Source organism: Candidatus Nanopelagicales bacterium (genome assembly GCA_018003655.1).
GTDB lineage: Bacteria > Actinomycetota > Actinomycetes > S36-B12 > UBA10799 > JAGNDY01.
The window spans coordinates 1-11,089 of sequence record JAGNDY010000040.1 but is presented as its reverse complement, the minus strand read 5'-3'; the positions used below and the strand labels follow the sequence as shown (position 1 = coordinate 11,089).

Below are 11,089 nucleotides of genomic sequence, written 5' to 3'. Positions count from 1 at the left end.
CGATGACCAACCACACGGGGTCGATGCCGAACCAACCCATGGTGGAGTTCCCGGCAGTCTGCGCCAGTGGCGTGGGCGCGGGTGCGACGAGGTCGTTCATTGCGTACCTCCACGGCTGATGCCAACGATCGCGCCAGCTAGGACGCCGAGGCTTTCGTTGACGGTCGATCCGGGTGAGTTGCCAGGTATCCAGACGACTCCGTCGGGCATGTCCGTGATGACCAACGGCAGCGTGATGACACCATCGGTCGAGCTCACCGACAGCAAGTCACCATCGTTCACCGAGACGCTGGCTGCGGTCGCTGCTGACAGCCGGGCAACTGGGCGCCGCCGGGTGCCCGCAAGGTACAACTCGCCCGCTTGCAGAATGCCCAGGTCAAGCAGGTGCCGCCAGCTAGCGAGCACAGCTGTCCCGCCTGCTGGCCGCTGCTCGACGGGTGCCGACACCGTCGGCACCAGCGCACGGACACCCTCAAATGGCCGAAGTGACTCAAGCTCTCGCCGCAGGGAAGCGGGGTCGCCGTAACCGATCGGGCGGTCCATTTCCTCAGCGATCATGGCTAGGACACGTCCGTCGGACAGTGGTCGCGTGTCTTTCATTGCCTTGTTGAAGAACCGAATGCGGCCTTCCCAATCGACATAGGAACCGATGCGCTCGGTGTCCACCGCAACCGGGAGCACGACGTCGGCGTAGGCGTCAACCGCCGACAGCCGGGTCTCCAGGCTGAGCACAAAGTCGGCTTCCATCAGCGCTTGGCGGAACTCGTCCGGCCGCGGCAGATCGCTGATCTCCACGCCGCCAACGACCAGTGCCGAAATCCGTGGCGTGGGCTCCTCGTCGTCGGCATCGACCCCTGTGCCCAACGCGGCGACTTCGGTTGGGTCGGCCGTCAGCGTGACCGCTTCAACCTCGCCGTCGGACTCGATGGTCTGGACCTCGTCATCGACATAGGCAGCGGAATCGGCTCCGAGCGGTCGTTGCTCGTCGGTGGGTTCATCGTCAATCGTCCGCAGCGCGTCGATGATTTCGGCAAAGCTCAGGCCCGCCTCGGTGGGCAGCTGCGACGCGTCGATGCCCCACGCTTGGGCAACCTCGGCCCGCGCGGAATCGTCGGCAATCGGTCGGCCACCGGGTAGCAACCCGTGCAGCGCTCCCGCGTCGAGCGCACCTCGTTCCCCAGCTCGGCGCGGTACCCACGCCAGTGCTGCTCCGGTCTCGCCAGCCAATGCGACCGCAGCGGAGATGCCACCGTGTTGGAGCCCCAGTCGTTCGCCGACCAGCACGATTGCGCCGGGCTCGCGAAGTGCATCGGCAACCTCGGATGCCTCGACGGACAGTGACCCTGCGCCATCCTTCAGCGCCGTCAGCAACTGCGCCTCGCCACCGGGTGCGGCGGCCAAGACCACGCCCCCGGTTTTGACCAGGCCCGGGCTCGCCCACGAGGAGACTGCGGCAACCTTGGTCGTGCCTGCCTGAACACCCTTGCGTAGGCGCAAGAAGATGATCGGTGATTCCTCTTCCGGCTCCAGCCCGACGAGTAGCACGATTGGCGCGGACTCAAGGTCCGCGTAGGTGACTCCCAAGCCGCTGCCAGCAACAAGTGACGCGAGCAGTTGATGTTCCTCGTCTGAGGTGGGGCGGGCACGGAAGTCGATGTCGTCGCTGCCCATCGCGACCCGCGCGAACTTGCCGTACGCGTAGGCATCCTCGCGGGTAAGGCGTCCACCGGGTAGCACGCCAGTGCGCCCGCGATGTTCGTCCAGCTTTGCCGCGACCAGCGCAATGGCCTCGGGCCAGGACGCAACCCGAAGGTCGCCGTCCTCGCGGATCATCGGGCTGGTCAGCCGATCGGTGTTGAGGTAGGTGAAGGCGAAGCGACCCTTATCGCAGTTCCACTCCTCGTTGACCTCAACATCGTCCCAAGCCAAGCGACGCATCACCTTGCCGCGGCGGTCATCGGTGCGCAATGAACAACCCGATGCGCAGTGCTCACACGTGGTCGGCGTGGACACCAAGTCGAACGGCCGAGCGCGGAATCGGTAGTCGGTGCTGGTCAGTGCACCAACGGGGCAGATTTGAACGGTGTTGCCGGAGAAGTAGGAGTCGAATGGGGTGTCCTCGGCGATGCCGACCTGCTGCTGGGCACCGCGCTCGAACAGCTCGATGAACGGGTCGCCGGCGATCTCGTCGGCAAAGCGCGTGCAGCGCGCGCAGGAGACGCAGCGCTCTCGGTCGAGCAGGATCTGGCTGGACACGGCAATCGGCTTGGGGAACGTGCGCTTCACGCCGTCGAAGCGCGATTCACCATTGCCATGGGTCATCGATTGGTTCTGCAGTGGGCATTCGCCGCCCTTGTCGCAGACCGGGCAGTCGAGCGGATGGTTGATGAGCAAGAACTCCATCACTCCACGCTGTGCGATGTCGGCGACCTCGCTGGTCAGCTGCGTCTTGACGATCATCTTGTCGGCAACCGGAATCGCGCACGCGGGCTGCGGTTTGGGCATGCCCTCGATCTCGACCAGACAGGAGCGGCAGGCGGCGACCGGACTGAGCAGCGGGTGATCGCAGAAGCGCGGGATCTCGGTACCCATCTGCTCGGCCGCCCGAATGATCAGGGTGCCCTTGGGAACCGTCATCTCGATGCCGTCGATCGTCAGCGTGACGGTCTCGATTGCCGGTGCTGGCGTTGACGTCGCTGGGGTGCTCACGGTCACGACGTACGCACCCCCTCAAAGACGAGCGAGGCGTTCGGATTGAAGAGGTCCTCTGCGGCTGTGTGGGTGCCCGCCACGAACTCGTCGCGGAAGTACTTCATCGCGCCGGGGTAGGGGGTTGCCGCAGCATCGCCGAGTGCGCAGAAGGACCTACCGAGAATCTGTGCGCACAGTTCCTCGAGTTTGGCGAGGTCTTCGACCTTGCCGGTTCCCTCCTCCAGCCGATGGAGCAACTGGTCGATCCACCAGGTGCCCTCGCGGCAGGGGGTGCATTTGCCGCAGGACTCGTGTTTGTAGAAGTCCAACCAGCCGGTGATTGTCCGCACGACCGAGACGGTCTCATCGAAGACCATCGGGGTTGCGGTGCCCAACATCGTGCCCACGGCTTCCATGCCCTCGTATGACAGTGGCGCGTCCAGGTGTTCGGGGGTCAACAGCGGCACCGATGAGCCACCGGGAACCCAGAACTTCAGCTCGTGACCGTCGCGGATCCCACCGGCGTAGTCGATCAGCTCGCGCATGGTGACACCGAGCGGTGCCTCGAAGATGCCGGGTTTGTTGACATGACCGGAAACCGCAAAGACCTTGATGCCCTTGGACTTCTCGGTCCCGAATGACGCGTACCAATCGGCGCCATTACGGATGATCGCCGGCACGGAAGCGATCGTCTCGACGTTGTTGACCACGGTTGGCGAGGCATACAGGCCAGCAACGGCGGGGAAGGGTGGCTTGAGGCGCGGCTGGCCACGTCGACCCTCCAGGGAATCGAGCAGCGCCGTTTCCTCACCGCAGATGTAGGCACCCGCGCCACTGTGAACCACGATGTCGAGGTCGAACCCGGAACCCAAGATGTTCTTGCCGAGGAAGCCTTGCTCGTAAGCCTCCCGGACGGCGCCATGCATCCTTCGGATGACGTGCGGGACCTCGCCGCGAATGTAGATGAACGCAAGGTTGGCACGGATCGCGTAGGAGGCGATGATCATGCCCTCAATGAGGTGCTGCGAACTCGCGAGCATCAACGGGACGTCTTTGCAGGCGCCCGGTTCGGACTCGTCGGCATTGACCACCAGGTAGTGGGCCTTGCCATCGCCTTGCGGCACGAAACTCCACTTCAGGCCAGTGGGAAAGCCGGCGCCACCGCGTCCGCGCAGCCCGGAGTCCTTCATCTCGCTGATGACCGCATCGGGACCCATCTCGAACGCCTTGGGCAACGCGAGGTATCCGCCGTGGCGCCGGTAGCCAGCGATCGTGTACGAGCCAGGCTCATCCCAGTGGGCGGTCAGGTTGGGAGTCAGGGTCATCAGTTGACGCTCCCGTCGGGAGTGGGGGTGGTCATTCCGCGTTCCTTCGCAACGGTCAGCCCCCGCAGCATGACAGCGTCGGCGCAGTTGGCGTCGGCGTTGGACAGTCCGTCGTCGAAGCCGGCCAGGGTTCGCTCGGTGGCACGGAAGGACCGAATCTGCGGACCTCGACTGGAATCAACTGGCTCATCTGCCTGGAGTCTGGCGACCAGGTCGCGCATCTTGTCCACGGACATGTCGTCCACGAATTCCCAGTCCACCGTGCAGGAGGGTGCGTAGGTGCATGCCGCCTGACACTCGATCCGCTCGATCGTCAACTTTCCGTCCGGCGTCGTCTCGTCGTGGCCGATGCCCAAGTTGTCGGTCAGCGCATCCCAGATGGCCTCGCCGCCGAGGACGCCGCACTGTGGATTGACGCAGACACCGATGTGATGCTCGCCGACGGGATGCCGCTTGAACATGGTGTAGAAGCTCGCAACTGCGGACACCTCTGCAAGGGAGAGGTCCACCACCTCGGCGCACAACTCGATGCCGCGCACACTGACGTAACCCTCTTCGGACTGCACGAGGTGAAACATCGGGAGCAACGCCGAGCGTGCCTGTGGGTACTTGTCGGCGATTGTCTGCAGTTCTGTGCGGGTGTTCTCGGTCAACGCCATTAGCGGTCCACCCCACCCATCACCGGGTCAATACTGGAAATTGAGGCGACCACGTCGGACAACATGCCGCCTTCTGTCATTGCCGCAACGGACTGAAGATTCGTGAAGCTTGGATCGCGCATGTGCGCGCGATAGGGCCGGGTCCCACCATCGCTGACCAGGTGCATGCCGAGTTCGCCCTTTGCCGACTCGATGGCCGAATAGACCTGACCCGGTGGCACGCGGTAGCCCTCGGTCACCAACTTGAAGTGGTGAATCAACGCCTCCATCGACGTACCCATGATCATTTTGATGTGTTCCAGGGAGTTGCCCTGCCCGTCGGGGCCAACCGTGAGTGCCGATGGCCACGCGATCTTCTTATCCGCCACCATCACCGGGCCCGGCTGCAGGCGGTCCAGGCACTGATCGACGATGTTCAGCGACTGCTGGATCTCTTCCATCCGAATGAGGAACCGACCGTAGACGTCGCAGGTCGTCTGGGTGGGAACCTCGAACTCGTAATTCTCAAAACCGCAGTAGGGATTGCTCTTACGCAGATCCCAGGGCAGCCCCGTCGCACGAAGGATCGGGCCGGTGATCCCCAAGGCCATGCAGCCAGCCAGATCCAGGTAGCCAACGCCCTGGGTACGACCGAGCCAGATCGCGTTATCGATCAGCAAGTTGACGGTGTCGACAGATCGCTTGCGAGTGTGCGCGACCGTCTCGCGGATGGTCTTCTCAATCCCAGCTGGCAGGTCGACTGCCACCCCGCCGGGTCGGATGTAGGCGTTGTTCATTCGAAGCCCAGTGATGGCCTCGAACAGGTCCAGAATGGGCTCCCGGTCTCGAAAGCCCTGGGTCATACCGGTCAGCGCACCAAGTTCCATGCCGCCGGTCGCGATGGCGACCAGGTGCGAGGAGACGCGCGCCAATTCCGACATCATCACGCGGATCACGTTGGCGCGTTCCGGGATGTCATCGGTGATGCCGAGCAGCTTCTCGACGGCCAGGGAGTAGACCAGCTCGTTGTGCAGCCCAGCCACGTAATCCATCCGAGTCACGAACGTGGTGCCCTGCGTCCAGGTGCGGAACTCCATGTTCTTCTCGATGCCCGTGTGCAGATACCCGATCGCGCAGCGCATCTGGGTGACGGCCTCGCCGTCAAGCTCGACGATCATGCGCAGCACGCCGTGGGTGGACGGGTGTTGCGGACCCATGTTGACGATCAGGCGGTCTTTCTCGCCGTCGGGTGGAGCCATCACGGTGTCCCAGTCGCCACCGGTAACTGTGTAGACCTTCTCCCCCTCCGTCGTTTGGTATGGGTTGGAGGTGGTGGGCTCCTGCTCGGAGTACGTGGTGTCAGTCATTAGCTGTAGGACCTCCGTTGGTCCGGGGGCGGAGTGGTGGCGCCCTTGTACTCCACCGGAATGCCACCGAGGGGGTAGTCCTTGCGCTGGGGATGGCCAGGCCAGTCATCGGGCATCTGGATCCGGGTCAGGTACGGGTGCCCATCGAAGATGATTCCGAAGAAGTCGTAGGTCTCGCGCTCGTGCCAGTCATTGGTCGGGTAGATCTGCACCGTCGAGGGCACATGCGGATCGGAGTCCGGACACGTGGTCTCGACGCGGACCTCGCGATTGTGTGTGTAGGACCGCAGTTGGTAGACGGCGTGAAGTTCGCGGCCAGCTTCCTGCGGCCAATGCACGCCACTGACACCCAGCGACATCTCGAAACGGAGCATCGGATCGTCGCGCAGGGCAGCCATCACCGTGGGCAAGTCCTCCCGGCGAACGTGGAACGTCAATTCGCCGCGGTCGACGACGACCTTCTCGATCGCGCTGGCGAACCCCTCGCCGAGGACTGTGGCCAACTCGTCGGCAACCTCGTCGAACCAGCCGCCGTAGGGGCGAGGAGACGAGCCGGGCATGACGATCTGGACGTCGAGTCCGCCGTAACCGGACACATCCGGCGAGCCGTGCACACCGAACGCGCCCTTGCGTCGCTCCACTCGAGCGGGAGCAGCCTCGACCGTGCCGGGACTCACCTCGACCGCTTGGCCGGGAACTTCTGCGTCAGTCACCGGAGCAGCCCCTTCATGTCGGAGGTGGGCACTGCCTCAAGCGCCAGTGCCTCCCGCTCGACGACCTGGTCCTCGCGATTAGCGCCGATCTTCATGTGCAGAATCTCCTCGCGCAGCTTCAGGATTGCGTCGATGAGCATCTCCGGCCGTGGTGGGCAACCCGGTAGATAAATGTCCACCGGCACCACGTGGTCCACACCCTGGACGATCGCGTAGTTGTTGAACATTCCGCCCGAGGACGCACACACCCCCATCGAGATCACCCACTTGGGGTTGGGCATTTGGTCGTAGACCTGGCGCAGGATCGGAGCCATCTTCTGGCTGACGCGACCGGCGACGATCATGAGGTCGGCTTGGCGCGGAGACGGCCGAAAGACTTCCATGCCGTAGCGGGCCAGGTCGTAGCGTGGCGCGCCGGAGGCCATCATCTCGATGGCACAGCAGGCCAAGCCGAACGTGACAGGCCACAGTGAACTCTTGCGCGCGTAGCCTGCAACGGCCTCGACGGTCGTCAGCATGAAGCCGCTGGGGAGTTTCTCTTCGATACCCATGTCAGGCGCCTATTCCTTCGGTCATATCAATCCCACTCGAGTCCACCGCGGCGCCACACAAAGGCGTAGACGCACATGACAGTCACGATGAACAGGATCATCTCGACGACTGCGAACATCCCCATGTAGTTGAACGAGACCGCCCAGGGGTAGAGAAAGACGATCTCGATATCAAAGATGATGAACATCATGGCCGTCAGGTAGTACTTGATCGCGAAGTGGCCACCGCCAACCGGTTGCGGAGTGGGGTCGATTCCGCATTCGTAGGCGTCGCGTTTGGCACGGTTGTAACGCTTGGGCCCGGTCAGTGAAGCCAAAATCACGGAGAAGACCGCGAAACCGGTGGCGAGCACTCCCAGGACGAAGATCGGCAGATACGGATTAGCCACGGGCACTCCTTCCATCTGTCGAACTCGTGCTGGCTGGCTGGCCGGCTGCTCGCATGGCGTGTGTTACCTGGACCGCATTGGGCCGACACCGGTCGAGCCAGAACCCAGGCTGTCCCATCCTAGGGAAGCTGGCTTCATTTCTCCCGCTGGCCATCATGCTGCCGGTGCGACCTTAGCGAGTGCGTTCAGCACCCGATCGGTGGTATCGCCCCCACGCGGATCAGTCAGGTTGGCAAGGAGCTTCAAGACGACCTTCATCGCGCGCTCGTGACTGAGTCCCCGCTGGGTCGCCAACCGCATCACCCGAGGCTCGCTGATCAACTTCACGAAGTACCGGCCGATCGTGTAGTAGCCCCCATAAGTGTCTTTGAGGATGCGCGGGTAGGCGAGCAGTTCATGCTCGCGCTGGGTCGACGTAGCCCGCGCGAGCGCCGCTGAAATGACGTCCGCCGCGATGGCACCGGATTCCATGGCGTAGGCGATGCCTTCACCGTTGAACGGATTGACCATGCCCCCCGCGTCGCCGACGAGCAGGAGGCCACGGGTGTAGTGCGGCTGCCGGTTGAAACCCATCGGCAGCGCCGCGCCGCGAACCGGTTGGGTCATGTTCTCCGGCACGAATCCGCGCTCCGGTGACAGCCGATTGAGCCACTGCTCCAGGAGTTGCCGTTGGTCGATACCCCGGAACTGCTCGGCGCTGCTGAGCAGACCGATTCCCACGTTGGAGGTGCCATCGCCCATCCCGAAGATCCAGCCGTACCCGGGTAGGAGTCGCTCACCGTCATCGAGCTCGAGCCAGGTCTCCAACCAGTCATCCCGACTGGCCGGGTTGCGGTAGTAGGTACGCATCGCAACGCCCAACGGCCGATCGTCGCGCTTGTGCAGGCCCATCCCCAGACTCAGCCGGGTGGAGTTGCCGTCAGCGGCGACCACCAAGCGCGCCCGGTAAGAGACCTCATCGCCGACGGTCCGGCCAGCTTCGTCCACTGGCTTGGCCGTGACACCAACGATCCGACCGCTTCGGTCGTCGGTGATCGGGCCGGTGACATTCGTCCGTTCGCGCAGTTGAACCCCGGCGGCCACTGCCCGCTGCGCCAACAGTTGGTCGAAGTCTGCGCGGGGTCGCACGAGTCCGTAGTCCGGAAAGCTCGCGAGCTCTGGCCACGCGACCTCGAGCTGTTGGCCGCCGCTGACGATCCGAAGACCCTTGTTGTGTAGCCAACCGGCCTGCTTGGAAACATCGATGCCCATGCCGACGAGTTGCTTGACGGCTCGCGGGGTGAGGCCGTCGCCGCAGACCTTCTCGCGGGGGAACTGGGTCTTCTCCAGCAACAACACCTGCAGGCCAGCCTGGGCTAGGTGGTAAGCAGTGGCCGATCCAGCCGGGCCAGCACCAACCACGATGACGTCGGCCTGGCCCGCCGTTGCGGGGGCAACCGATTGCTGTGTCACGGATCGTCCCAATCGTCGACCGGTACGTGCGCTTGTGAAAGCGTTCACGAACAACTTCCGGCGGGAGTCTACGCCTGCCCCGCGGCTGGTGCGTGAACCGTCCGCCCGGTTGCCCCCCGTGGTCAACGAGCCCGTGCCGGGCGGCTGATCGAACCCTCGCGACTACAGTCGAATCGCGCGGTGCAGGGCGACGATTCCGCCGCTCAGATTGCGCCACTGAATGTCGGTCCAACCTGCTTGGCTGATGATCGCCGACAGCTCCTGCTGATTTGGCCAGGCACGAATCGACTCAGCCAGGTACACGTACGCCTCGGGATTCGACGCGACCTTCGTCGCGATCCCGGGTAGGGCCTTCATCAGGTACTCGAGGTAGATCCGCCGGAACAACGGCGCCGACGGAGTGCTGAATTCGCAGACCACCAGGCGGCCACCGGGACGGGTGACCCGCCACATTTCCCGGAGGCCCGCCTCGGTCTGCTGGACATTGCGCAGCCCAAAACTGATGGTCACCGCGTCAAATGCCCCGTCGGCGAATGGCAACGCCAAGGCGTCGCCAGCCACGAACGGGACTGCTGGCAATCGCGATGCCCCGACTCGCAGCATGCCGATGGAAAAGTCACACGCGACCGCGTCGGCACCGAGCTGTCGGAACGGTTCGGTACTGGTGCCGGTGCCGGCGGCAAGGTCCAAGATCCGCTCACCGGCTGACGGCTCGACCGCTCGAACTACCGCTTTGCGCCATGCCCGGGTCTGGCCGAGGGAAAGCACGTCGTTGGTCACGTCGTAGCGGGCAGCAACGTCGTCGAACATCCCAGCGACCATTCCGGGTGTCTTACTCAGATCTGCTCGAGTCACGAGCCTGACGCTACTCGGTGCCGCCGGCCGGTCAATCGGTGCGACAACCTTTGCCCGGCTGCCCATAATTACGTGCCGACCGACGACGGTGATGCCACGCAACGCAGGCGTACCCTGATCCGGTGACTCCTTCCCCGCGGGATCCGGCCCACCCGGGTCAGCTGTTTGTCACCACCGTTCCACTCGACGACGACCGGGAACTACTCGAACTGTTGCCGGATGCCTATGCACTGGCGTGGGTTCGCGGCGGCGAGGGTGTGGTTGGTTGGGGTGAGGCCGCCCGCTATGAGGTCGGTGGCAGCGAACGCTTCAGCCGGGCAAACCGCTGGTGGGCTCGCCTTTGCGCGGCCGCCCGGGTGGATGACACCGTGCTGCAGGCGGGCACCGGCCCGGTTGCGTTCGCATCGTTCGCTTTCGATTCCGAGCCGGGACGCAGCGTGCTGGTCGTACCTGAGGTCGTGGTCGGTCGGCGAGACGGCAAATCGTGGCTGACGACGATCAGCGCTGATCAAGACGGACTGCCCACCCCTGCCATCGGCGAACCGACTCCCATCGTCAATCCGGGTCAGATCCGCTCCGACGTTGCTGGTCGCCAGATCGGACAATGGAAGGCAAGCGTCACCGAAGCGATCACGGCGATCAATGCCCACGAACTCGACAAGGTTGTCTTGGCCCGAGACGTGGTCGCGACCGCCGAACGGCCGATCGATCCGCGTCACCTGCTTGCCAGATTGGCCACGGAATTCCCCTCCTGTTGGGCCTTCAGCGTCGACGGAATGGTCGGCGCGACCCCAGAACTGCTGCTGCGTCGCGAGGACGACCGGGTGACCTCGCGGGTGCTTGCGGGAACGGTTCGCTCCGACGAAGACCGCGGCGAGGATGGCCGACTGGCTCAAGCCCTACTTGGGTCGGACAAGGATCAAGAAGAACACTCCTACGCTGTCAGCTCGGTCGCTGCGGCACTGTCAGCCCACTGCACCGACTTGGTGGTCCCGATCCGGCCTAGCGTGCTGCGCCTGGCCAACGTTCAACACCTGACGACCGATGTGACCGGGATGCTGGTGGACGACACCCCCGTGTTGGCGCTGGCGGCCTCCTTGCATCCCAC

At 64.0% G+C, this 11,089-nt stretch carries 10 protein-coding genes; 1 reads left to right on the top strand and 9 read right to left on the bottom strand.

Annotated features, from left to right (window positions below):
* Positions 1-96: 96 nt before the first annotated feature.
* The 9 genes from KAZ48_07030 to KAZ48_06990 all read right to left on the bottom strand — a co-directional run bounded on the left by KAZ48_07030 (position 97) and on the right by KAZ48_06990 (position 9,981).
* Positions 97-2,715: an NADH-quinone oxidoreductase subunit G gene (locus tag KAZ48_07030; protein MBP7972538.1), complete on the bottom strand. Its 2,619-nt coding sequence runs from the start codon at positions 2,713-2,715 to the stop codon at positions 97-99.
* Positions 2,712-4,016: an NADH-quinone oxidoreductase subunit NuoF gene (gene nuoF / locus KAZ48_07025; protein MBP7972537.1), complete on the bottom strand. Its 1,305-nt coding sequence runs from the start codon at positions 4,014-4,016 to the stop codon at positions 2,712-2,714. Before nuoF ends, KAZ48_07030 begins: the two co-directional genes overlap by 4 nt.
* Positions 4,016-4,675 (bottom strand): NAD(P)H-dependent oxidoreductase subunit E, encoded by a 660-nt coding sequence (locus tag KAZ48_07020; GenBank protein ID MBP7972536.1) that lies wholly within the window; start codon positions 4,673-4,675, stop codon positions 4,016-4,018. The genes nuoF and KAZ48_07020 overlap by 1 nt, the downstream gene beginning before the upstream one ends.
* Complete coding sequence (locus KAZ48_07015; GenBank protein ID MBP7972535.1) at positions 4,675-6,021, bottom strand: NADH-quinone oxidoreductase subunit D; 1,347 nt, start codon at positions 6,019-6,021, stop codon at positions 4,675-4,677. Before KAZ48_07015 ends, KAZ48_07020 begins: the two co-directional genes overlap by 1 nt.
* On the bottom strand, positions 6,021-6,734 hold the full coding sequence (locus tag KAZ48_07010) for an NADH-quinone oxidoreductase subunit C (GenBank protein ID MBP7972534.1): 714 nt from the start codon (positions 6,732-6,734) through the stop codon (positions 6,021-6,023). The genes KAZ48_07015 and KAZ48_07010 overlap by 1 nt, the downstream gene beginning before the upstream one ends.
* Entirely contained in the window at positions 6,731-7,285 is a 555-nt protein-coding gene (locus tag KAZ48_07005; protein ID MBP7972533.1) for an NADH-quinone oxidoreductase subunit B, read from the bottom strand. Before KAZ48_07005 ends, KAZ48_07010 begins: the two co-directional genes overlap by 4 nt.
* A 26-nt stretch (positions 7,286-7,311) precedes the next feature.
* Positions 7,312-7,689: an NADH-quinone oxidoreductase subunit A gene (locus tag KAZ48_07000; GenBank protein MBP7972532.1), complete on the bottom strand. Its 378-nt coding sequence runs from the start codon at positions 7,687-7,689 to the stop codon at positions 7,312-7,314.
* A 138-nt stretch (positions 7,690-7,827) separates the two neighbouring features.
* Positions 7,828-9,126, bottom strand: coding sequence for a geranylgeranyl reductase family protein (locus tag KAZ48_06995; protein MBP7972531.1), 1,299 nt, complete (start codon positions 9,124-9,126; stop codon positions 7,828-7,830).
* A gap of 162 nt (positions 9,127-9,288) precedes the next feature.
* Entirely contained in the window at positions 9,289-9,981 is a 693-nt protein-coding gene (locus KAZ48_06990; GenBank protein ID MBP7972530.1) for a demethylmenaquinone methyltransferase, read from the bottom strand.
* 122 nt (positions 9,982-10,103) lie between these two features.
* Here KAZ48_06990 and KAZ48_06985 point away from each other — a divergent pair.
* Positions 10,104-11,089 (top strand): chorismate-binding protein (locus tag KAZ48_06985; GenBank protein ID MBP7972529.1); only part of this gene is annotated, 986 nt, incomplete at its 3' end.

Bases quoted from the DNA above. Each gene is read 5' to 3' on its own strand.
- nuoF (MBP7972537.1), bottom strand. From the start codon at position 4,016: ATGACCCTGACTCCCAACCTGACCGCCCACTGGGATGAGCCTGGCTCG.
- KAZ48_07005 (MBP7972533.1), bottom strand. From the start codon at position 7,285: ATGGGTATCGAAGAGAAACTCCCCAGCGGCTTCATGCTGACGACCGTC.
- KAZ48_07015 (MBP7972535.1), bottom strand. From the start codon at position 6,021: ATGACTGACACCACGTACTCCGAGCAGGAGCCCACCACCTCCAACCCA.
- KAZ48_07020 (MBP7972536.1), bottom strand. From the start codon at position 4,675: ATGGCGTTGACCGAGAACACCCGCACAGAACTGCAGACAATCGCCGAC.
- KAZ48_07000 (MBP7972532.1), bottom strand. From the start codon at position 7,689: ATGGAAGGAGTGCCCGTGGCTAATCCGTATCTGCCGATCTTCGTCCTG.